20 protein-coding genes are annotated in these 22,921 nt (G+C 69.9%); 3 read left to right on the forward strand and 17 right to left on the reverse strand.

The features are described 5' to 3' along the window. Window positions 1-7 precede the first annotated feature (7 nt). Entirely contained in the window at window positions 8-1,564 is a 1,557-nt protein-coding gene (gene ffh / locus SKC42_RS08400; protein WP_330963834.1) for a signal recognition particle protein, read from the reverse strand. Window positions 1,565-2,247: 683 nt separating this feature from the next. Here ffh and SKC42_RS08405 point away from each other — a divergent pair. Together SKC42_RS08405 and SKC42_RS08410 are read left to right on the forward strand one after the other, a co-directional pair. Next, window positions 2,248-2,988: an alpha/beta fold hydrolase gene (locus SKC42_RS08405; RefSeq protein WP_442932052.1), complete on the forward strand. Its 741-nt coding sequence runs from the start codon at window positions 2,248-2,250 to the stop codon at window positions 2,986-2,988. 39 nt (window positions 2,989-3,027) lie between these two features. Beyond that, a complete protein-coding gene (locus SKC42_RS08410) occupies window positions 3,028-4,746 on the forward strand; it encodes a DEAD/DEAH box helicase (RefSeq protein WP_330963835.1) in 1,719 nt (572 codons plus the stop codon). A 15-nt stretch (window positions 4,747-4,761) separates the two neighbouring features. Here the strand turns inward: SKC42_RS08410 and SKC42_RS08415 are convergent, their stop codons facing one another. The 13 genes from SKC42_RS08415 to SKC42_RS08475 all read right to left on the reverse strand — a co-directional run bounded on the left by SKC42_RS08415 (window position 4,762) and on the right by SKC42_RS08475 (window position 19,986). Beyond that, the gene (locus SKC42_RS08415; protein WP_330963899.1) at window positions 4,762-7,194 is read right to left on the reverse strand and encodes a [protein-PII] uridylyltransferase; all 2,433 of its coding nucleotides are present in this window, start codon (window positions 7,192-7,194) and stop codon (window positions 4,762-4,764) included. A gap of 78 nt (window positions 7,195-7,272) precedes the next feature. Beyond that, a complete protein-coding gene (gene glnB / locus SKC42_RS08420; protein WP_085256223.1) occupies window positions 7,273-7,611 on the reverse strand; it encodes a nitrogen regulatory protein P-II in 339 nt (112 codons plus the stop codon). Continuing rightward, window positions 7,608-8,996: an ammonium transporter gene (locus tag SKC42_RS08425; protein WP_330963836.1), complete on the reverse strand. Its 1,389-nt coding sequence runs from the start codon at window positions 8,994-8,996 to the stop codon at window positions 7,608-7,610. The genes glnB and SKC42_RS08425 overlap by 4 nt, the downstream gene beginning before the upstream one ends. A gap of 189 nt (window positions 8,997-9,185) precedes the next feature. Next, the gene (gene ftsY, locus SKC42_RS08430) at window positions 9,186-10,502 is read right to left on the reverse strand and encodes a signal recognition particle-docking protein FtsY (protein WP_330963837.1); all 1,317 of its coding nucleotides are present in this window, start codon (window positions 10,500-10,502) and stop codon (window positions 9,186-9,188) included. 123 nt (window positions 10,503-10,625) lie between these two features. After that, window positions 10,626-14,237, reverse strand: a complete 3,612-nt coding sequence (gene smc, locus SKC42_RS08435; RefSeq protein WP_330963838.1) for a chromosome segregation protein SMC — start codon at window positions 14,235-14,237, stop codon at window positions 10,626-10,628. A gap of 207 nt (window positions 14,238-14,444) precedes the next feature. Then, window positions 14,445-14,738: an acylphosphatase gene (locus tag SKC42_RS08440; RefSeq protein ID WP_330963839.1), complete on the reverse strand. Its 294-nt coding sequence runs from the start codon at window positions 14,736-14,738 to the stop codon at window positions 14,445-14,447. Continuing rightward, a complete protein-coding gene (locus SKC42_RS08445; protein ID WP_330963840.1) occupies window positions 14,725-15,138 on the reverse strand; it encodes an OsmC family protein in 414 nt (137 codons plus the stop codon). Before SKC42_RS08445 ends, SKC42_RS08440 begins: the two co-directional genes overlap by 14 nt. A 55-nt stretch (window positions 15,139-15,193) precedes the next feature. Beyond that, a complete protein-coding gene (gene mutM / locus SKC42_RS08450) occupies window positions 15,194-16,054 on the reverse strand; it encodes a DNA-formamidopyrimidine glycosylase (RefSeq protein ID WP_330963841.1) in 861 nt (286 codons plus the stop codon). Window positions 16,055-16,160: 106 nt separating this feature from the next. Continuing rightward, the gene (rnc, locus tag SKC42_RS08455; protein ID WP_330963842.1) at window positions 16,161-16,874 is read right to left on the reverse strand and encodes a ribonuclease III; all 714 of its coding nucleotides are present in this window, start codon (window positions 16,872-16,874) and stop codon (window positions 16,161-16,163) included. Next, window positions 16,871-17,470 carry a YceD family protein gene (locus SKC42_RS08460; RefSeq protein ID WP_330963843.1) on the reverse strand — a complete coding sequence of 200 codons (600 nt, stop codon included), beginning with the start codon at window positions 17,468-17,470 and terminating at the stop codon, window positions 16,871-16,873. Before SKC42_RS08460 ends, rnc begins: the two co-directional genes overlap by 4 nt. Before the next feature lie 59 nt (window positions 17,471-17,529). Beyond that, complete coding sequence (gene sepIVA, locus SKC42_RS08465) at window positions 17,530-18,267, reverse strand: cell division protein SepIVA (protein WP_330963844.1); 738 nt, start codon at window positions 18,265-18,267, stop codon at window positions 17,530-17,532. Between the two features lie 244 nt (window positions 18,268-18,511). Next, window positions 18,512-18,781, reverse strand: a complete 270-nt coding sequence (locus SKC42_RS08470) for a hypothetical protein (protein WP_330963845.1) — start codon at window positions 18,779-18,781, stop codon at window positions 18,512-18,514. 11 nt (window positions 18,782-18,792) lie between these two features. Continuing rightward, window positions 18,793-19,986: a hypothetical protein gene (locus tag SKC42_RS08475; RefSeq protein ID WP_330963846.1), complete on the reverse strand. Its 1,194-nt coding sequence runs from the start codon at window positions 19,984-19,986 to the stop codon at window positions 18,793-18,795. Window positions 19,987-20,282: 296 nt separating this feature from the next. Here SKC42_RS08475 and SKC42_RS08480 point away from each other — a divergent pair, with 296 nt between their 5' ends. Beyond that, window positions 20,283-21,500 carry a permease gene (locus tag SKC42_RS08480; protein WP_330963847.1) on the forward strand — a complete coding sequence of 406 codons (1,218 nt, stop codon included), beginning with the start codon at window positions 20,283-20,285 and terminating at the stop codon, window positions 21,498-21,500. 75 nt (window positions 21,501-21,575) lie between these two features. Here the strand turns inward: SKC42_RS08480 and SKC42_RS08485 are convergent, their stop codons facing one another. The 3 genes from SKC42_RS08485 to rsmD form a co-directional block, all read right to left on the reverse strand. Continuing rightward, on the reverse strand, window positions 21,576-21,704 hold the full coding sequence (locus tag SKC42_RS08485; RefSeq protein WP_330963848.1) for a hypothetical protein: 129 nt from the start codon (window positions 21,702-21,704) through the stop codon (window positions 21,576-21,578). Between the two features lie 160 nt (window positions 21,705-21,864). Beyond that, window positions 21,865-22,341, reverse strand: a complete 477-nt coding sequence (gene coaD / locus SKC42_RS08490) for a pantetheine-phosphate adenylyltransferase (RefSeq protein ID WP_330963849.1) — start codon at window positions 22,339-22,341, stop codon at window positions 21,865-21,867. Between the two features lie 24 nt (window positions 22,342-22,365). Further along, window positions 22,366-22,920, reverse strand: coding sequence for a 16S rRNA (guanine(966)-N(2))-methyltransferase RsmD (gene rsmD / locus SKC42_RS08495; RefSeq protein WP_330963850.1), 555 nt, complete (start codon window positions 22,918-22,920; stop codon window positions 22,366-22,368). Window position 22,921: the final 1 nt, after the last annotated feature.

The raw sequence follows: 22,921 nt of genomic DNA on the forward strand, positions 1-22,921 counted from the left end.
GGCGCGGTTAGTTCTTGCCCGGGTTGCCAGGGAACTTGAGCTTGGACAGGTCGAAGTCGGCCAGGCCGGGTGGCAGCTCGTCGAGGCCCTTGGGCATCTGCGACAGGTCGGGGAACCCGGCCGGCATGCCCGGCATGAGCGGGTTCCTGGCCTTGGGCGGCGTCGGTCCCCGTCCCCCCTTCTTGCCCTTCTTCCCCTTGGCGCCTTTGGCTTTACGTGTGGAGGACTTGCGCCCCATGCCGGGGATGCCCATGCCGCCGAGCATGGACGACATCATCTTGCGGGCCTCGAAGAAGCGGTCGACCAGCTGGTTGACCTCCGACACCGTCACTCCCGAGCCGTTGGCGATGCGCAGCCGCCGCGACGCGTTGATGATCTTCGGATCGGCGCGCTCCTGGGGCGTCATCCCGCGGATGATGGCCTGCAGCCGGTCGAGTTGCTTGTCGTCGACCTCGGCGAGCGCGTCCTTCATCTGGCCGGCGCCGGGCAGCATGCCCAGCAGGTTGCCGATCGGGCCCATCTTGCGGATCGCCAGCATCTGCTCGAGGAAGTCCTCGAGCGTCAGCTCGCCGGTGCCGATCTTGGCGGCGGCCTCCTCGGCGCGCTGCGCGTCGAAGACCTGCTCGGCCTGCTCGATGAGGGTCAGGACGTCGCCCATGCCGAGGATCCGGCTCGCCATCCGGTCGGGGTGGAAGACGTCGAAGTCCTCGAGCTTCTCGCCGCTGGAGGCGAACAGGATCGGCACACCAGTGACCTCGCGGACCGACAGCGCCGCGCCACCGCGGGCGTCGCCGTCGAGCTTGGTGAGCACCACCCCGGTGAAGCCGACGCCCTCGCGGAACGCCTCGGCGGTGGTCACGGCGTCCTGACCGATCATCGCGTCCAGGACGAACAGCACCTCGTCGGGGTCCACGGCGTCGCGTATGGCCGCGGCCTGGGACATCAGTTCGTCGTCGATGCCCAGCCGTCCGGCGGTGTCGACGATGACGACGTCGAAGTGCTTGGAGCGGGCCTCGTCCAGGCCGGCCGCCGCGACGGCGACGGGGTCGCCGGGGCCGGAGTCGGGCGACGCGCCCGGGTGCGGGGCGAACACCGGGACGCCGGCGCGTTGCCCGACCACCTGCAGCTGGTTCACGGCGGCGGGCCGCTGCAGGTCGCAGGCCACCAGCAAAGGCGTGTGCCCCTGCCCGCGCAGCCACGCGGCCAGCTTGCCCGCCAACGTCGTCTTACCCGAACCCTGCAGACCGGCGAGCATGATCACGGTCGGCGGCGTCTTGGCGTGCGCCAGCTGGCGCGTCTGCCCGCCCAGGATGCCGATGAGCTCTTCGTTGACAATCTTGACGACCTGCTGCGCCGGGTTGAGGGCACCCGAGACCTCGACGCCCCGGGCCCGCTCCTTGATCCGGCCGACGAACGCGCGCACGACGGGCAGCGAAACGTCGGCTTCCAGGAGCGCCAGGCGAATCTCGCGGGTGGTCGCCTCGATATCGGCGTCGGTCAGTCGACCCTTGCCGCGCAGCCCCTGAAGGGCACCGGTCAACCGGTCAGACAGCGATTCAAACACCCGACCAGCCTAGTGGTATCGCAAGCGCGGCGAAGCCGCGCGCAGCGGGTACCACGTATTGACCTCGTGGTATCGCAAGCGCGGCCGCGCTGGCGACGACGCGCGCCCCGCAGGGGCGCGAGGAGGAGGCGCGCCATCGGCGAAGCCGCGCGCAGCGGGTACCACGTATTGACCTCGTGGTATCGCAAGCGCGGCCGCGCTGGCGACGACGCGCGCCCCGCAGGGGCGCGAGGAGGAGGCGCGCCATCGGCGAAGCCGCGCGCACCCACCCGCGACACGTAAACGTCTGCGACGACACGCCGTGGCGGGTCGCAGAGGTTTATGTCTGGCGGCGGCTCGAGGCCCGGCGGCTCGAGGCCCGGCGGCTCGAGGCCCGGCGGCTCGAGGGCCGGCGGCTCGAGGCCCGGCGGCTCGAGGCCCGGCGGCCCGAGGCCCGGCGGCTCGAGGCCCGGCGGCTCGAGGCCCGGCGGAGACCGCCCGCACCCCTGGCGGCCAAAGGACGATTCGGTCAGACGACCGGGGGCTCGGGTGCGGTCACAAGAGCGCCCATCAGCCGTTATTGTGATTGCGGTCACAACGGAAGCAGCACGAGGGGCCATGCTCGAGGTCATCGACAACGGGGCCTGCACCGACGCCCATCCCGTCCCGCTGTTGTTCGTTCACGGCGGGCGGCACAGCGCGTGGTGCTGGCAGAACTTCCTGGACTTCTTCGCCGGTGCGGGCTATCGCGCGGTCGGGTCAGCCTGCGCGGGCATGGCGAAAGCCCGACGGCCAAGCCCCTGCACCAGGTGTCCATCGCCGACTACATCGACGACGTCCGCGCGACGGCCGACGAGCTGGGTAGCGAACCGGTGCTGGTCGGCCATTCGTTGGGCGGCTTTGTGATCCAGCGCTACCTCGAAGACCGGACCGCCCCCGCGGCGGTGCTGGTGGGCTCCGTCCCGCCGCAGGGCGTCCTCACGCTGGCGTCGCGAGTCTGGCGCCGCCGTCCGTCGATGACCCTGGAAGCGTGGGAGCGATCCGACGCTGCTGAGATTCCTGGCCACCCCGGCGCCGGCGCGCGAATACCTGTTTTGCGCCGCCACGCCCGAGGCGATCGTCGAATCCTGCCGGCGGCGCGCCGGAGCGGAAAGCGCTCGAGCCGCCATGACCGATCCGATGCTCCGCCGCGTCCGGACCCGCCGGGTGAGGACGCCGATGCTCGTGCTGGGTGCCGAGCACGACGGGTTTGTCAGCGTCGGCGAGGTGCGGGCCACGGCTCGCTCCTACCGCACCGAGCCGGAATTCTTCAGCATGGGTCACAACATGATGCTCGAGCCCGGGCGGCTGGGCGCCCGCGACCTGGTACGTCGCGCCGGATAACCCGTTTGAGTCGCTGCTGCGACGAAAACCATTGGCGTGCTAGATTTTACCGCCACCACTGAGGACCTGGCCGAGTCAGAAGCGCAACTACGGGGGAGAACTTGTCTGTGCAACCGGCCACCCGCGCGGAGCCCGGGGTGCTACGTGGCTGGCAGCGCCGGGCGCTGGTGAAGTACCTGGCCGGCCAGCCACGCGACTTCCTGGCTGTCGCCACCCCCGGGTCCGGGAAGACGACGTTTGCGCTGCGGGTGGCGGGCGAACTGCTCACCCAGCGCGCAGCCGAGCAGATCACCGTCGTGGTTCCGACCGAGCACCTCAAGACCCAGTGGGCGCTGGCCGCGCAGCGGCACGGTCTCGCGCTGGACCCCAAGTTCTCCAATACCAACCCCCAGACCTCCTCGGAGTACCACGGGGTGATGGTGACCTACGCCCAGGTGGCCGCTCATCCGACGCTGCACCGGGTGCGCACCGAGCAGCGCAAGACGCTGGTCATCTTCGACGAGATCCACCACGGCGGCGACGCCAAGACGTGGGGCGAGGCGATCCGCGAGGCGTTCGGCGACGCCACCCGCCGCCTGGCGCTGACGGGTACGCCATTTCGCAGCGACGACAGCCCGATCCCCTTCGTCAACTACGTCGCCGGCCCGGACGGGGTGCTGCGTTCGGAGGCCGACCACACCTACGGTTACGCCGAGGCCCTGGCCGACGGTGTGGTCCGCCCGGTGGTGTTCCTCGCCTACTCCGGTGAGGCGCGCTGGCGCGACAGCGCCGGCGAGGAACACGCCGCCCGGCTGGGCGAGCCGCTGTCGGCCGAGCAGACCGCGCGAGCGTGGCGCACCGCCCTCGATCCCGCCGGACAGTGGATGCCCGCGGTGATCACGGCCGCCGACGAGCGGCTGCGCCAGCTGCGCACCCACATACCGGACGCCGGCGGGATGATCATCGCCTCCGACCGCACGGCGGCCCGCGCCTACGCGGCCCTGCTGAAGCGGTTGACGGCGGAGGAACCCACGGTGGTGCTCTCCGACGACCCCGGCTCCTCGGCGCGGATCAGCGAATTCTCCGACGGCACCAGCCGATGGCTGGTCGCGGTCCGGATGGTCTCGGAGGGTGTCGACGTCCCGCGGTTGTCGGTGGGCATCTACGCCACCAGCGCCTCCACTCCGCTGTTCTTCGCCCAGGCCATCGGCCGGTTCGTGCGGTCGCGCCGGCCGGGCGAGACCGCCAGCATCTTCGTGCCGTCCGTACCGAACCTGCTGCAATTGGCTAGCGAGCTGGAGGCCCAGCGCAACCACGTCCTCGGCGAACCGCACCGCCCGGACGAGGACCCCCTGGACGGTGACCCCGCCACCCGGACGCAGACCGAAAAGACCTACCTCGACAACGGTTTCACCGCGCTTGGCGCCGACGCCGAGCTCGACCAGGTGATCTTCGACGGGTCATCGTTCGGGACGGCGACCCCGGCGGGCAGCGACGAGGAGGCCGACTACCTCGGGCTGCCGGGCCTGCTCGACGCCGAACAGATGCGGGCCCTGCTGCACCGGCGCCAGGACGAGCAGTTCCAGAAGCGGGCCGAGAAGCAGGCGGCCCAGGGATCGCCGCCCCTGCCGCCGCCGTCCATGCACGGCCAGCTGCGCGAATTGCGCCGCGAACTCAACACGCTGGTGTCGATCGCGCACCACCGCACCGGCAAACCGCACGGCTGGATCCACAACGAGCTGCGCCGCCGGTGCGGGGGGCCGCCGATCGCCGCGGCGACGCGGGATCAGCTCAAGGCGCGCATCGACGCGGTGCGGCAGCTCACCGCCGAGCAGGCGTAGCGCGCGGACCGGTCGCTAGTCGCCGACGGGTTCGTCAAGGACCTCGACGGCGGGCCCGCCCAGGACAGCCAGCAAGTGCTTCTCGACGGCGGCGCGGGCGTCCTGTTCCTCGCCGGGGGGCACGGCCATCGAGAAGACGTCGGCCGCCGTCGACCCGAACGTGTTGACCTTCGCCCACTGGATGTCGGCCTGGGCGCGTTCCAGCGCCTGGGCTAGTAGCGCGAGCAGGCCCAGCCGGTCCATGGCGCGCACTTCGGCGACGAGCTGGCCGGGCGCGGCGGCGTCGAGCCATAGGATGCGGGGCGGCGCCGTCGACCGGGTGACGGGAACCCCGACCTGGACCTCACCGGCGCGCGCACTCACCGCGCTGACGGCGTCGCTGTCCCGTTTCTCCAGAGCACCCACGACGTCGACGTCCCCGTTCAGCGCGCCGGTGAACTGCTGGCGCAGCAGGCCGGCTTCGGGCGGCGAACCGAAAACCGGCGACGCGACGAATTCGATGATCGCGACGCCTTCGTGAAGGTTGGCCGTCGCCGAGTGGATGCGCAACGAGTTCAGCGCGAGCACGGCGGCGGCCTTCGACACCAACCCCCGCTGGTCGGGCGCGAGCATCACCACTTGCAGGCGCTCACTGCCGCTAGGCGTGATCTGCACGTGCACGCCGTGATCGGCCGCCAGCGAAAGATACTGTGGTGCAGTCGGATTCGCCTGAGGCAGCGGTTCGCCGGCCATCACCAGCCGGCAGCGGCGCACCAGGTCCTCGATCAGCGAGGCCTTCCATTCGCTCCACACTCCGGGACCTGTGGCCTTCGAATCCGCCTCGGCCAAGGCGTGCAGCAGCTCGAGCAGGTGGGGGTCGCCGCCCAGCGCCTCGGTCACGTCCTCGATGGTCTTGGGGTCGTTCAGGTCGCTCCGGGTGGCCGTGACCGGTAACAGCAGATGGTGGCGGACCATGCCGGACACCGTGTCGACGTCGGCCGGCGGCAGGCCCAGCCTTTCGCAGATCGGGATCACCAGATCGGCCCCGAGCACGCAGTGGTCGACGCCGCGCCCCTTTCCAATGTCGTGCAGCAGCGCGCCCAGCGTGAGTAGGTCCGAACGCGCCACGCGGGTGGTCAAAGGCGCTGCGTTGACGGCGGTTTCGACGATGTGCCGGTCCACGGTCCACTTGTGCGAGACGTCGCGCGGCGGCAGGTCGCGCACGGCGTCCCACTCCGGCAGCAACCGGCCCCACAGCCCGGTCCGGTCGAGCGCCTCGACCGTCGCGACGGTGGTCGGGCCGGCGGACAGGACGACCAGCAGGTCATCCAGGGACTCGCGCGGCCATGGCGTGGGCATGTCCGGTGCACTCGCGGCCAGCCGCGCGAGCGTCCCGGCGCCGATCGGTAGACCCGTGTCGGCCGACGCCGCGGCCACCCGCAACACCAACCCCGCGTCCCGGTCGGGGTGGGCGTCGCGGGCGAGCACGATTTCGCCGCCGTACTCGACGACGCCCTCATCCAGCGGCCGGCGCTTGGGCCGCCGCACCAGCGCCGTGAGGCCACGGCGTGGCAGGGCGTTCTCGGCCGTCCGCAGCCCGGTCTCGGCGTGGTACGCGATGGTGCGGCTGGCACCGGAAAGCTTGCGCGACAAGTCGAATCGGTCCCCGATGTGCAGCGCCGCGCTGATCTCGTCCGCGAACTGGGCCAGCAGCTGGTCGCGTCCGCGCCCGGAGACCCGGTGGAGTTCTGTGCGCACGTCGAGCAGGGTGAGGTAAGCGGTGTCCAGCGACCCCCCGGGCATGTTGGGGTTGGCCATGCCATGCCGGTCGATCAGCTGGGCGACGCCCAACGCGTCGAGCAGCTGGACGTCGCGCAGGCCGCCGCGTCCGGATTTGAGATCCGGTTCGGCACGTTGGGCGATCCGGCCGCACCGCTGCCAGCGGGCGTTGGTCATCTCGATGAGCTCGTCCATGCGGGAGCGAATCGCGCTGCGCCACTGGCGTCGTGCACCGGCGATCAATTCCTCCGACAGCGTGGCGTTACCGGCGATGTGACGGGCGTCCAACATGCCCAGCGCGGCGATCATGTCGTTGTTGGCGACGCCGAGGGCCCCGGAGACGGTGCGAACGCTGTGGTCCAGCCGAACGTTGGCGTCCCACAGCGGATACCATAGCCCGTCGGCCACCCGCTGCAGGACTTCCGCGGATTGGTTGTCGTGCAACAACATCAGATCGAGATCGGAATACGGCAACAGCTCTCGGCGGCCCAGGCCGCCGATCCCGACGATCGCGAAACCGCTGTCCGCGGTGATTCCGAGCTCCGCGGCCTTGGCGGCGAGCCACGACTCGTGCAGCTCCAGCCACGCCTGGCGCAGCGCCGCCGCGTCGAGTTCGGCCCCCTCAGACAGCAGTTTGCGCCGCGAGGCAGCCAAATCGGCTGCCCCGCAGGCGCTTCCTGTCCCCGACATGTCCCCGGAGGGCTCGGGCCGGTCGGGCGTCACGCCCTCCCGGCCCGCCCGGGTTGGTTCAGCAATCGGCGGCCGGTGTCATAGCGCATCGGTTCCGCGCTCACCGGTGCGCACGCGCACGATGGTTTCGACGGGGCTCACCCAGACCTTGCCGTCACCGATCTTGCCGGTGCGCGCCGCCCGAACGATGCTGTCCACCACCTTGTCGACGATGGAGTCGTCCACGACGACCTCGATCCGCACCTTTGGGACGAAGTCCACCGAGTACTCCGCACCACGGTAGACCTCGGTGTGGCCCTTCTGCCGTCCGTAACCCTGGATCTCGCTGACCGTCATCCCGAGGACGCCCGCGTCCTCCAGGCTGGTCTTGACATCGTCAAGGGTGAACGGCTTCACGATCGCGGTGACTAGCTTCATGACTGCTCTGCCTCCACTTTGTCGCCCGCCCGGTCTTCAAGACCGTTACGGTCATCCGCGGGGATCCGCGCCGCCGGAAGAACCGACCCCTGCCCGCCGATCGTTCCAAAATCGTAACTGCTCTCAGCGTGCTCAGCCTCGTCGATACCCGAGGCTTCTTCCTCGGCCCCGACACGCAACCCGATTGTGTACTTCAGGATCAGCGCCAAGATAAGGGTAACGATGCCGGAGTAGAACAGGACAGCGAACGCGCCGACCGCCTGTCGTTCGAGCTGCGACCAGCCGCCGCCGTAGAACAGGCCCTTCGACACCCCGGTCACCCCGTTGATCGCGGGCGATTCGGGCGCGGCGAGCAGACCCACCAGCAACGTGCCGGTCAGACCGCCGATCATGTGGACACCGACCACGTCGAGCGAGTCGTCGTAGCCGAGCTTGAACTTCAGCCCGACCGCCAGCGCACACACCACACCGGCGACCGCGCCGATCACCAGGGCGCCCAGCACGTTGACCGACGAGCAGGACGGCGTGATCGCGACCAGCCCGGCGACGATGCCCGACGCCGCTCCCAGCGTCGTGGGCTTGCCGTCGCGGATGCGCTCCGTGAGCAGCCAGGCCAGCATGGCCGTCGCGGTCGCGATGGTCGTGGTCATGAACGTCGTCCCGGCGGAGCCGTTGGAGCTGGTGGCCGAACCGGCGTTGAACCCGAACCAGCCGAACCACAGCAAGCCGGCGCCGAGCATCACGAACGGCAGGTTGTGCGGCCGGAACAGCGTGGTCGGCCAGCCCTTGCGCTTGCCCAGCACGATGGCGAGCGCCAGACCGGCAACACCGGAGTTGATATGGACCGCGGTTCCTCCTGCGAAGTCGATCGCGTGCAGCTTGTTGTTGATCCAGCCGCCCTTCTCGGAGGCGAAACCGTCTGCGGCGAAGACCCAGTGCGCGACGGGGAAGTACACCAGCGTCGCCCACAATCCGGCGAACACCAGCCACGCGGTGAACTTCAGCCGGTCGGCCACCGCGCCCGAGATCAGCGCGACGGTGATGATGGCGAACATCAACTGGAAGGCCACGAAGACCGTGGCGGGCATGGTGCCGGCCAGCGGGATGTCGGTGGCCGAAATGCCCTTGGTCGGGTCGGCCTTGACGGCGTTGCCGCCGATCAGGCCTTTCAGGCCCCAGTAATCACCCGGGTTACCTACGACTCCACCTTTGTCGTTACCGAATGACATCGAGTAGCCGTAGAGCACCCACAGCACGGTCACCACGCCCATCGCGCTGATGCTCATCATGATCATGTTGAGCACGCTTCTGGTGCGGACCATGCCGCCGTAGAAGAACGCCAGCCCCGGCGTCATCAAAAGCACCAAGGCGGAACTAGCCAACATCCATGCGGTATCGCCGGTATCAGGTTGGCCCAATTGCGGGAAACTCACTCGCTTTCACCTCCGGTCGGCCCTGTCCTGGCCGTCAGACGTATGCCTGATGACCTGCCGAGAACACTGCGCAATGGTTGTTTCTGCAATGAAGCAACCATGTTTCGTGAGGATTAACGTCGCGCTCCCCCGTGTAATGGGTCAGCCAAGCAGCGCGTCGACGAATGCGGCCGGTTCGAACGGCGCCAAATCGTCGGGACCTTCGCCGAGCCCGACGAGCTTCACCGGCACGCCGAGTTCCTGTTGCACGCGGAACACAATGCCGCCCTTGGCCGTTCCGTCCAGCTTGGTCAGCACCGCACCGGTGATGTCGACAACCTCGGCGAACACGCGGGCCTGAGCCAGCCCGTTCTGCCCGATCGTGGCGTCGAGCACCAGCAACACCTCGTCGACCTCGGCCCGCTTGCTCACGACGCGCTTGACCTTGCCGAGTTCGTCCATCAGCCCGACCTTGGTGTGCAGCCGCCCGGCGGTGTCGATGAGGACGACGTCGGCGCCCGTGGCGATGCCCTTGTCGACGGAGTCGAATGCCACCGACGCGGGATCGGCGCCCTCGGGCGCGCGCACCACCTCGGCGCCGACCCGGGACGCCCAGGTCTGCAGCTGGTCGGCCGCCGCGGCCCGGAAGGTGTCGGCCGCGCCGAGGACCACACGCCGGCCGTCGGCCACGAGCACCCGGGCCAGCTTGCCGACGGTGGTGGTCTTGCCGGTGCCGTTCACCCCGACCACCAGCAGCACCGACGGGCGATCCGCGTGCGGCAGGGCACGGATCGAGCGGTCCATGCCGGGTTGCAGTTCCTTGATCAGCACATCGCGCAGCGCGGCCTTGGCGTCGGCCTCGGTGCGGACATCGCTGCTGGCCAGGCGGCTGCGCAGCTGCGCCATGATCGACTCGGTGACCACCGGACCCAGGTCGGCGATGAGCAGGGTGTCCTCGACGTCCTGCCACGAGTCTTCGTCGAGGTCTCCGCCGCCGATCAGGCCAAGCAGGCTCCGCCCGAACGCATTCTGCGACTTAGCCAGGCGGCCGCGGAGCCGTTCCAGGCGGCCTTCGGTCGGTTCGATGGCCTCGATCTCGGGCGCCGCCGCAGCCTCGGGCGGGGCTTCCGGCGCCGCGGGGGCTGAGGGCGCCGGGTGCGCCTCGGGCTGGGCTTCGGGCGCCGGCTCCGGCAGCTCAACGTCGGAGATCGTGCGTCGCGGCGCGTCCCGGGGCACGGTCGCGTCGTCGCCCACCGACGGCAGCCCAGTCGTGTCGATCCGCTCGGCCGGCTGGACGGTCTGGCTGAACGTGATGCTTGACGACGCGGTGTACCCCTTGGGGCGGTCCAGGCTGCCGGGCTCCGGCCGCGAGGCCAGGCTGATTCGCCGCCGGCGGTACCGCACCAGGCCCAGGACCAGCACCGCGATGACGACCAGGACAGCTACGACCGCGATGGCGATCCAAAGACCCTGTGACACGCTGACATTGTTTCAGGGACACCGCGCGCGCCGGTCGGCGCGGGGTCGATGGCGCCGACCCGCTTCACCCGGCCACGCCGCGCTCGCGATCGCCGCGAGGTCGATGGCGCCGACCCGCGGGGACTAAGGCGACGAGGCCGAGACGAGCTGTTCCACCTGCTGACCCCGCATCCGCTGGGAAATGACCGCGGTGATGCCGTCGCCCTGCATGGTCACGCCGTACAGCGCGTCGGCGACCTCCATCGTCGGCTTCTGGTGCGTGATGATCAGCAGCTGCGAGCGCGCCCGCAGCAGCTCGAACAGGCTGATCAGGCGGCGCAGGTTGGTGTCATCGAGCGCGGCCTCGACCTCGTCCATGATGTAGAAGGGTGACGGGCGCGCCCGGAAGATCGCCACCAGCATCGCCACCGCCGTCAGCGCCTTCTCGCCGCCGGAGAGCAGGGACAGCCGCGTGACCTTCTTACCCGGCGGCCGCGCCTCGACCTCGATGCCGGTGGTGAGCATGTCGTCCGGATTCGTCAGCCGCAACCGCCCTTCCCCACCGGGGAACAGCACGGTGAAGACCTCCCGGAACTCGCGCTCCACGTCGACGAACGCGTCGCTGAACACCTGCAGGATGCGGGCGTCGACGTCGGCGACGACGTCGAGCAGGTCCTTGCGCGCGGCCTTGACGTCCTCGAGCTGCGTCGACAGGAAGTTGTAGCGCTCCTCTAGCGCGGCGAACTCCTCGAGGGCCAGCGGGTTGACCCGGCCGAGCTCGGCCAGTTCACGCTCGGCCCGTTTGGCCCGCCGCTCCTGGGTGGGGCGGTCGTAGGGCATGGGCGCCGGCGCCACCACCTGCTCGCCGCGCTCCCGGGCCTGCTCGAACTCGGCCATCTCCAGCTCGGTCGGCGGGAGGCCGACGTGGGGCCCGTATTCGGCGATCAGGTCGACCGGAGCCATCCCGAACTGCTCGAGCACCATCTGCTCGAGCTGCTCGATCCGCATCGCCGCCTGCGCATTGGCCACCTCGTCGCGGTGCAGCGAGTCCGTGAGCGTGGCGACCCGGGCGCTCAGCACGTTCACCTCGTCGCGCACGGCCGTCATCGCCGCCGACCGCTCCTGGCGTTCGGCCACCAGCGCATCGCGAATGTGCGACGCCGCGGCGACCACCCCGTCCAGCCGCTGCGCCAGCAGCCGCCCGGCGTCGGCCACCGCCGCGGCCACCGAGGCCGCGCGCAGCCGCGCCTCGCGCGCCTGTTGGGCCCGCACCCTGGCTTCACGTTCGGCCGCGGCCGCGCGGCGCAACGAGTCGGCCCGCCCACGCACCGCGTTGGCTCGTTCCTCCGCGGTCCGCACGGCCAGCCGGGCCTCCACCTCGACGCCGCGGGCGCCCTCGGCGGCGGCGGCGATCCGCTGGCGGACCTCCGCATGGCTGGGGTCTTCGGCGTGCACCTGCTGGGTCTCCTGGGCGTTGCGCAGCCGGGTCTCGAGTTGGGTGACCTCGTCGACGGTCTGGGCCCGCCCCACCTCCAACTCCTCACGCTGGCGCAGCAACCTGCCCCACTCGTCGTCGGCCGCCCGGGCCTCCTGGCCGAGCCGGCCGAGCTGCTCGTACATCGCCGAGATGGCGGTGTCGGATTCGTTGAGCGCGGCCAGCGCCTGCTCGGCGGAATCCTGGCGCGCGGTCTGCTCGGTCAGCGCGCCGGAGAGCGCCGCCGTCAGCTGCTCGACCTGCGCCTCCGCCGCCGCTAGCTCGGCGCCGGCCTTATCGATCTCCGAGGTGACCTCCAGCGTGGAGAGCTTGCGGTCCGAACCGCCGCTCACCCAGCCGGCGCCCACCAGGTCACCGTCGAGCGTGACGGCCCGCAGCTCGGGCCGCGAGGCGACCAGGTCCAGCGCCGCCCGCAGGTCGTCGACCACCACGACTCCCGACAGCATCGCGGTCATGGCGCCGCGGAGCCGGGCCGGGCTGTCGATGAGGTCGAGCGCCCACGACGCGCCGGCGGGCGGATCATCGTGCGGTTCCTGCTGCGCGGCCGGCCAGTCGCCGAGCACCAGCGCCGCGCGGCCGCCGTCGGCCTCCTTGAGCGCGGCCACCGCGGAGTGCGCCGCGCCGAAGCTCTCGGCGGCCAGCGCGTCGGCGGCCGACCCCAGCACCGCGGCCAGGGCCGCCTCGTAGCCGTTGCGAACCTTCACCAGCTTCGCGATCGGCCCCAAAAGCCCAGGACCGGAATGGTTTTGGGCCAACCACGCGGCGCCGTCCTTGCGCTCCAGGCCCACCGCGAGGGCGTCGATGCGCGCGCGCAGCGACGCAACCCGACGCTCGGCGTCCCGCTCGGCCGCCTGCAGCTCGGCGACGCGGGCGTCGGCCAGCCGCAGCGCGGCCACGGTCCGCTCGTGGTGCTCGTCGAGGCCCACCTCGCCCTGATCGAGTTCCCCGACGCGGCTCTGCACGGTTTCGAATTCCGCCCGGGTGTGCTGCGCGCGGGTGGCCGCCTGTTCGATGCGTTCGGAGAGCCGCGCCACGCTGTCGTCGATCGATTCGACGCGGGCCCGCATGGTCTCCACCTGACCGGCCAGCCGGGCCAGGCCCTCGCGCCGGTCCGCCTCGGCCCGGACCGCCTCCAGGTGGGCGCGATCGGCCTCGGCTGCCTCGCGCTCGCGCTCGGCCAGCTCGGCGCGGGCGGCGTCCAGCCGGCCGCGCGCCTCGGCGAGCTCCGAGAGCAGCCGCTGCTCGGCGACGGCCACCCGCTCGGCCTCGGCGTCCAGCGCGTCCGGATCGGTGTCGCCGGTTGCCACGGGCTCGACATCGAGATGCTGCGCACGTTCGCTCGCGATCCGCACGGTCGCACCGACGCGCTCGGCCAGCGCGGAGAGCGAGAACCAGGTGTTCTGGACCGACTCGGCGCGGACCGACAGCTCGGCCAACGCGGCCTCGTGCGTGGTCAGCTCGTCGGAAGCGACGGCCAGGCGGGCGGCGGCCTCGTCGTGCTCGCGGCGCATGGCGGCCTCGGCCTCCAGGATGGCGTCGCGCTGCGTCTGGCGGTTGACGAGGTCGTCGGCGGCCAGCCGCAACCTCGCGTCGCGCAGGTCGGCCTGGATGGTCTGCGCGCGACGGGCCACCTCGGCCTGGCGGCCCAATGGCTTGAGCTGGCGGCGCAGCTCGGTCGTCAGGTCGGTGAGCCGGGCGACGTTGGCCGCCATCGCGTCGAGTTTGCGGAGGGCCTTCTCCTTGCGCTTGCGGTGCTTGAGCACGCCGGCGGCTTCCTCGATGAACGCGCGACGATCCTCGGGCCGCGACTGCAGGATCTCGTCGAGCTTGCCCTGCCCGACGATGACGTGCATCTCGCGGCCGATGCCCGAGTCGCTCAGCAGCTCCTGCACATCCATCAGGCGGCAACTGCTGCCGTTGATTTCGTACTCGCTCGCGCCGTCGCGGAACATTCGGCGGGTGATCGACACCTCGGAGTATTCGATTGGCAGCGCGTTGTCGGAGTTGTCGATGGTGACGGTGACCTCGGCGCGGCCCAGCGGGGCCCGCGACGAGGTGCCGGCGAAGATGACGTCTTCCATCTTCCCGCCGCGCAGGGTCTTCGCCCCCTGCTCCCCCATGACCCAGGCCAGGGCGTCGACGACGTTCGATTTACCCGAACCATTAGGCCCGACGACCGCGGTGATGCCCGGCTCGAAGCGCAAAGTCGTCGGCGAAGCGAAGGACTTGAAGCCCTTCAGCGTCAGACTCTTGAGGTACACGGCGTGCCAGACTACCGCTCAAATCGCCGCGCCCAGGCTCCCCGCGGAGTGTCGGAGCGCCCGAAAATCCCTGGTCGACGCACAGGCCACACAGGTCACACCAGTCACTGGGCCAGCGGGCACCTCGTCGTGAAACGCGATAGCGCCGGCGGTATCGCGTTCGAAGGAACACCATGGGCGGCCCCCTGGGGCCCCAGTGACCTGTGATTACCGCTCGACGAAGCCGTCGAACCGGTCCCGCGGCTCGGACCAGTCGGCGATCACCTTGTCGACGCACCCCGGCCTGGGCGGCCACGAATCGCCGCCTTCCAGCGCCTCGAGCAGCTTCTCGCAGCCCGCGCGCGGTCCCTGGGCGACCACCAGCACGCGGCCGTCGTCCTGGTTGGCCGCGTAGCCGGTGAGCCCCTGCTCGAGCGCCCGGGAACGGGTCCACCAGCGGAAGCCGACGCCCTGGACCTTGCCGTGCACCCAAGCGGTGAGCCGCACGTCAGGATCCGACATCGGCAACCCCGAACTTGACCGTGGTGCCCGACTCGAGGGTGCGCCCCACCGTGCACACCTGGTCGATCGCGCGGTCAACAACCAGCAGCAGACGTTCCCTTTCCTCGTCGGACAACCCCGACAGGTCCAGCTCCAGGGATTCCTCCAGCAGCGGATACCGTTCCTGCTCACGGTCGGCGGCGCCGGTGACCCGGACGACCGCCTTGTAGTCGTCGCCGAGGCGGCGGGACAGCGGCGCGTCGCTGGACATGCCACTGCACGCCGCGAGCGCGATCTTCAGCAATTCGCCGGGGGTGAACACCCCCTCGACATCCTCGGAGCCGACGCGCACCTGCGCACCGCGCGAGCTGTATCCGGTGTAGCGGCGAGTTCCGGTGCGTTCCACCCACAGTTCGGTCATGGCTCATTTCTACCGGGCGGAATCGCCCACCGAGATCGACGGGACCGCGGCGCACTCAAACCCGCGGACGGGGTTGGCATTTCGGGCAATAGAAGGACGAGCGATTCATGAACTTCTCCCGCCGCATGACCGCGCCGCAGCGTCGGCAGCTCTGGCCCTCGCGGCCGTAGGCGTCCAGCGACCGGTCGAAGTAGCCCGATTCCCCGTTGACGTTGATATACAGCGAGTCGAACGACGTCCCGCCCTGCGCGAGCGCGTCGCGCATCACGTCGGCGGCGGCGGCGAGAATCGCACCCAGCTTCCGGCGGCTCAACTCCGCGGCGATCCGGGCGCCGTTGACCCTGGCCCGCCACAGCGCCTCGTCCGCGTAGATGTTGCCGATGCCCGAGACCACGGTCTGGTCGAGGAGCTGTCGCTTGATCTCAGAATGCTTGTGCCGCAACACATCTACCACGGCGTTCCGATCGAAGAGGGGATCCAGCGGGTCGCGAGCGAGGTGCGCGACGGGGGCCGGGACCACGCTGCCGTCGACGCTCACGAGGTCGGCAAGCATCCAGCCACCGAAGGTGCGTTGGTCGGCGAAGCTCAGCACGGTCCCGTCGTCGAGCAGCGCGGAGATGCGCACGTGGTCGGCGCGGGGCACCTGGCCCAGCAGCATCTGCCCGCTCATGCCCAGGTGCACGACGAGCGCCGTGTCCGGCTGGTCGGGACCGTCGAGCAGCAGCCACAGGTACTTGCCGCGCCGGTCGGTACCGGTGATCCGTGCGTCGAGCAGGCGGGCGGTCAGGTCGGCGGGCCCGGCCTCGTGCCGGCGCACCGCGCGGGGGTGGTGCACCCGGACGGCGGTGATTGTCCTGCCCACCACGCGGGCCTGTAAGCCGCGGCGGACCACCTCGACCTCGGGCAGCTCGGGCATTCAGTGATGATCGCAAGCGCGGCGAAGCCGGGCGAAGCGGGTCATCACCAAGACTGATCGCAAGCGCGGCGAAGCCGGGCGAAGCGGGTCATCACCGCAACATCAGTCAGACGGAAGTTTTCCCGGCGCGGTCCAACTCTTCCAGCGTCTTCCAGGTGGCGGCGGCGGCCTTCTGCTCCGCCTCCTTCTTGGAGCGGCCGACGCCCGACCCGTATTCGGTGTCCATCACGACGACGACCGCGGTGAATTCCTTGTCATGGTCGGGGCCGGTCGAGGTCACCACGTACGACGGCGGGCCCATGCCGCGCGCGGCGGTCAGCTCTTGGAGGCTCGTCTTCCAGTCCAGCCCGGCCCCGAGCGTCGGCGCGGCGTCGAGCAGCGCGCCGAACAAGCGCAGGATCACCTCGCGCGCGGTATCGATCCCGTGCTCGATGTAGATCGCGCCCAGCAGCGACTCCATGCCGTCGGCCAGGATGCTCGACTTGTCGGCCCCTCCGGTGTTGGCCTCGCCGCGCCCCAGGAACAGGTGAACACCGAGGCCCTCGTCGGAGAGGTTGCGCGCGACGTCGGCCAGCGCCTGGGTGTTGACCACGCTGGCGCGCAACTTGGCGAGGTCGCCTTCGGATCGATCGGGGTGACGGTGATACAGCTCATCGGTGATGGTCAGACCCAGGACGGCGTCGCCCAGGAACTCCAGGCGCTCATTGGTCGGCAGGCCGCCATTCTCGTACGCGTAGCTGCGATGGGTCAGGGCCAGCGTGAGCAGCTCCTCGGGTAAGGCGACCCCCAGCGCGTCCAGCAGCACCTCGCGCGCCGTCAACGCTTGCCCCCGGAGGCGTCCGAGTCCGGGGCGAACATCCCGGCGAGCTTGGACCAGCGGGGATCGATGCGGTCGTGCTGATGATCCGGCTCAACGGCAAGGGAGACCCCGCAGTCCGGGCACAACCCCGGGCAGTCCGGGCTGCACATCGGCGCGAACGGCAGCTCGAGCCCGACGGCGTCGACGATGGGCTGCTCGAGGTCGACGGTGTCGTCGACGACGCGGCCGACCTCGCCCTCCTCGGTAGTCGCCTCGGTTGTGCTGTCGGGGTAGGCGAACAGTTCGGTCAGCGCGACCTCGATGCGGCCGTTGACCGGCGTCAGGCACCGCGCGCACTCGCCGACGGTGGGCGCACCCACCGTGCCAGTCACCAGCACGCCCTCGGACACCGACTGGATCTGCAGGTCCATATCCAGCGGGGCGCCCTGTTCGATGGCGATCATGTCCAGACCGATGCGCGACGGGGCGGGGACCGTCTGGCGCAGGGTGACCATCGCGCCCGGGCGACGTCCCAGCCGGGTGATGTCGATGGCCATCGGCGAGGTCGCGCGTGATGCTGCGTTGCGGGCCCACGATGTGCTGTGCTGCCGCTTCATAGAAGAAATCCTACGGCCCGGGCCGCGCGACGCCAGGGCCGAACCGGCGCCTTTGAGGGCTACCGCGTCGCGTAGTCGTGCGTGCCGGCCGCCGTGCGGAGCTGGTGACGACCACGCCCCACCGAGCGCAGGGTGCCGTTGAGGAACTCCTCGAACTCGGCAAGCTTGTTGTCGACGTAGATGTCGCATTCGCCGCGCAGCCGGTCCGCCTCGGCGTGAGCGGTGTCGATCAGCCGGGTGGCTTCCGCGTTGGCCGCCTGCACCACCTCGTTCTGCGACACCAGGCGCTGCTGTTCCTTGATGCCCTCCTGGACGGCCTTCTCGTAGGAGATGTTGCCGTTCTCGATCAGCCGATCGGCTTCGGACTGGGCACGGCCCACGCTCGCCTCGTACTCGCGCTTGGCCGCGGTGGCGATGCGGATCGCCTCCTCGCGCGCCTCGCCAACCATCCGCTCGCAATGCTGGCGGGCCTCGTTCACCATGCGGTCTGCCTGCGCTTTCGCGTCGGACAGGATCCGGTCCGCCTCGGCGCGGGCGTGGTTGAGCATGGACTCCGACTCCGTGGTCGCCGAGGACACCATCGAGTCGGCGTGCGATTTGGCGTCGTGCAGCATCGAGTCCCGCGCGTCGAGCACGTCCTGGGCGTCGTCGAGCTCGCCGGGTATCGCGTCCTTGATGTCGTCGATCAGTTCGAGAACGTCACCGCGCGGCACCACGCAGCCGGCCGTCATCGGCACGCCACGGGCTTCTTCGACGATGGCGCTCAATTCGTCCAGCGCTTCAAAGACTCGATACACGGCCAATACCTCCTGGCGTTTGCCAAATCACTGTTGTTACCAGTGTGCCTGGTGTTACTTCTGTGGCTGCGGTGGTCGAGTCGGTGTGTCGGGTATTCGTTGCGGCGGCCTTCGCGCGTCCGGCGAGCGCCGCCGGCGAGCACCTCCGGCAGATTCGGTTCGGCCCATCCAACAGCCCATTAAGGCCATTCAACACCGCGCCGAGCAGCGGCGGCCGGCGAATTGCCTGTTCGGCCGCCCGCGGCTACAGCCACCGGCGGAGCGCACCGCCCCCGGGATCGTCGCCGGGGGGCTCGGACAGCGACCGCTCGACCACCCACTCGGGCTTGGGCGTCGGAGCCACCCGGCCGCGATACAGGCTGAGGTACCCCTCGGCGTTGGGGTCGGACTGCGGGCCGAGGCCGCCGGGCGGACGTTTGCGCAGATAGGTCACGAGCAAGACGGTGCAGCCCGCGACCAGGAAGCCGACCAGCGCGATCTTGCCGAGCAGCACGAGGGTCGCACCAGTGAGCACGTTCACTCCTTTCAGACGACGCTGATGATCGGGCGGATCGGCGCCGGAGCGTTCCGTGGGGCGATGGACGTTCCGAACTCGGAAGGGACGGCGGTGGCGCGCAACCACGCCGGAAACGGATCCGGCAGGTCCGCGAGCTGGCCGCGGTCGGCCGGGTTCTCGGTCGGGACGTACAGGACCCCCTCGTTGTAGCAGGTTGTCCGCTCGGGCGGCAGGTAAGTGCGGACCAGCGGCAGGTAATCCTGACCGAGCCACGTCCACCAGATAGCGTTGGCCGGCAGCCCGAGGATCCCGTCGGGGCCGCGCAGCGAGCCGCTCAGGTCGCAGCTGCCGTCCACGGGGCCCGCGAGCTTGTGGTTGCGCAGCACCTCTCCGGTGGCCAGGATGCTGCGGCGCCGGCGGGCGTACTCGACGAAGAAACGCCGCACGGTATTGCGCCAGCGCGGCTCTTCGAGCGGGTCGACCACGAGTCTGAGCCTGTCGACCAGAACGCCGTCCCACTCGTTCGGATACAGCCCCCCGTCCAGGCAGGGGTACGTCCCGTCGAACCAGGCGACATCGCAATAACTCGAGATGAAGCGGTCACCGCCGTCGCGGTCCAGCCGATGCGCCAGCGGATAGACATTCCCGAAGCGTCGTGGGAGTGCCTCCGGCAGGAACTTCTTGGCGGTTTCCACCCACTCGGCGGGCGCATTGGGCGCCGACGCCGGCGAGTACCAGCGCAAGTCGAGGATCCGGACGGTCGCGGCGGCGGGGCGCGGGGTTTTGCGAACCGGCTTGCGGCCCGGCAGGTTTTCGGTCTGCTCGTCGACCACCACGCCGCCCGTCGCGAGCGCCAGGGCCTTGGCGAACCGGCGAGCGCACCGCACGTGGGCGGGGTCGTTGCCCGCGACGGTCACCCGCCAGCTGGCGGTTGGCGCCACGACGCGCGACGAGACATGGTCGCGGACGTCGCGCGCGGCGATCGCGCGGGGGTCGGTGACGGTGAACGCGTGGATCTTCCGCTTTCCGCGCAGCACGACCAGCTCCTTACCGACGTCGCCGGCCGACAGACCCGGGACGGATTCGACGATCGCCAGCAGTTGGCGTTCGGGCACGGCGCGCCCGGCGTACACCGTCAACCCGTGCGACTTCGCCTGCGCCCGGGCGCTCAGCGCCGCGGATCCGTGCGTGCACCCGACCCCGGGTTCGTGGTGAACCGACATCGCGCCCCCATTTCGTTCGCTCACTCGATGCTACGTATGAAAACACAGACAGACGTAGCGCTGCAACAACTGATTTGATTTCACCCTCCAACCTTCGCTCAAGCCGTGGACGCCACACCGCGACACGTAAACCGCCTTGACTAGGCGATACATCGGGATGCCGGCCGTTGTCGCGGATGGGGCACGCGCGCAGCGAGGCGCCACCGCCCAACACGCACGTGCTGCGTCTTTGTTTCTATTGCTTCGAACCGGCGGTGGCGTCACACCGGTTGACCGATACCCCCTCCGGGTATAGGTTGGAGCGGAAAGGGCGTGACGAGACGGAGGACGCGGTGGCGGTGCTGGCAGCAATCGGACACGCCCTGGCGCTGGCCGGGTCGATGACGTGGGAAATTCTCTGGGCGCTGATTCTCGGTTTCGCGCTGTCGGCCGTGGTGCAGGCGGTGGTGCGCCGCTCGACGATCGTGACCCTGCTCGGCGACGACCGGCCCCGCACGCTGGCGATCGCCGCCGGGCTCGGGGCGGCGTCGTCGTCGTGCTCGTATGCGGCCGTGGCATTGGCCCGCTCCCTGTTTCGCAAGGGCGCAAACTTCACCGCCGCGATGGCGTTCGAGATCGGTTCGACGAACCTGGTCGTGGAACTGGGCATCATCCTGGCCCTATTGATGGGGTGGCAGTTCACGGCGGCGGAGTTCGTCGGGGGCCCCCTGATGATCGTCGTCCTGGCCGTCTTGTTCCGGCTCTTCGTGCGCAGCCGGCTGGTCGACGCCGCCCGCGAGCAGGCCGAGCTCGGAGTCGCCGGATCGATGGAAGGCCATGCCGCGATGGACATGTCGATCCAGGGGGAAGGGTCGTTCCGGCGGCGACTGTTCTCAGCGCAGGGCTTCACCTCCGTTTCACACGTGTTCGTCATGGAGTGGTTGGCGATCCTGCGCGACCTCGTCCTCGGCCTGCTGATCGCGGGCGCGATCGCGGCCTGGGTGCCCGAAAAGTTCTGGCAGGCGTTCTTTTTGACCGATCACCCGGGTCTGTCGGCGCTGTGGGGACCGATCGTGGGACCCCTCGTGGCGATCGCATCCTTCGTCTGCTCGATCGGGAACGTGCCACTGGCCGCCGTCTTGTGGAATGGGGGCATCAGCTTCGGCGGTGTCGTCGCCTTCATCTACGCCGACCTGCTCATCCTGCCGATCCTGAACATCTACCGGAAGTACTACGGCACCAAGATGATGCTGACGCTGCTTGGCACCTTCTACGCCGCGATGGTCGCCGCCGGATACCTGGTCGAGTTGCTCTTCGGCGCAACGCATCTCATCCCTACGCAGCGCAACGCCACCGTGATGACCGCGAGCATTTCGTGGAACTACACAACCTGGCTCAACATCGCCTTTCTGGTGGTCGGTGCGGTTCTCGTCGCCCGGTTCGTCACGTCGGGGGGTCTGCCGATGGTGCGGATGATGGGCGGCCCACCCCCGACGGGGGACGGGTCGCACGACCACAGCGGTCACCACCACTGACGACCGTCACGGCGTGGGCGGGCGCAGGCCTCCGGACCCTCCACCCTCGCGGTTCTCCCTTGGGCGGTTGCAGTTTCAGATCTTCAGGATGCGTTCGGCGTTGGCGTGCGCGATGTTCTCGCCGTCCCCGGGGCTCAGCGTGGTGCGCTCGAACCCGTCGACCGCCTCCTGCGAGGACTCGTAGAGATAGTCGACGGAGAACATGATGGCGTCGGCCCCGCGAGGCCGCGTTCCGGGTGGCCGCCGAACGCGCGCTGGCCGGGGCGAACCCGTTGCCGCAAAACGGATTCAAGGTCGATCTCGCCAAGCATTGCGTGGTGCACGCGCTTACCCGGGCGGTGACACCGCGCTGAGCCGACCTGGATCAGCCGGAAAGCTTCTCGCGCAGCCGGCGATTGACCGGTTCGGGCAGCAGCTGCGAGACGTCACCGCCGAGCATCGCGACCTCTTTGGCCAGCGACGACGAGACGAACGAATACTGCGGCGCCGTCGCCACGAAGAAGGTGTCCACGCCGGCGATGTGCTTGTTCATCTGCGCCATCTGCAGCTCGTATTCGAAGTCGGTGCCGGTGCGCAGACCCTTCACGATCGCCGTCATTCCGCGGGCCGTGACGAAGTCGACCACCAGGCCCTTTCCGACCTCCACCCGCAGGTTCGGCAGGTGGGCCGTCGACTCCTCGATCATCGCGATCCGCTCGTCGACGTCGAACAGGCCCTTCTTGGAGGGATTGCTCAGAATCGCCACTACGACCTCGTCGAATTGGGCCGACGCGCGCTCGAAGACGTCGATGTGGCCCAACGTCACCGGGTCGAACGATCCCGGGCACACCGCCCCGCTCATACGGCATGACGGTACACGCCTGGATCAGAGCCGCTCGGCCAACTCCAGCCGGGTGTCCCCGTAGACGCGGTGCGGCCACGCCGACCAGCCGTCCGGCCACGCCAGTGGCGCGCCGCCCGCCGGGCGCTCGATGACGGCGACGGCTCCCTCCCGCACCCAGCCGTGCTCGGTGAGCGCGGCGAGGACGGCGCCCACGTCGTCGGTCCCGACTTCGTAGGGCGGGTCGGCCAGCACGAGGTCCACCGGCGACGCGGCGCCGCCGGCCAGGACGCTCGCCACAGCACCGCGGCGCAGCGTCGCCCCGCTCAGCCCGAGCGCCCCGATGTTGCGCGCGATAACCGACGCGGCGCGCGGGTCGGACTCCACGAACAACGCCGACGCCGCCCCGCGCGACAGCGCCTCGAGCCCCAGCGCGCCGGAACCGGCGTACAGGTCCAGCACGGCGAGCCCGGTCAGGTCGCGGCGGGCGGCCAGGATGTTGAATAGCGACTCACGGACCCGGTCGGTGGTGGGCCTGGTGCCCCGCGGGGGGACGGCGATGCGCCGGCCGCCGGCGACACCGCCGATGATGCGGGTCACC

Source organism: Mycobacterium sp. 050134, assembly GCF_036409085.1.
Taxonomy (GTDB): Bacteria; Actinomycetota; Actinomycetes; order Mycobacteriales; family Mycobacteriaceae; genus Mycobacterium.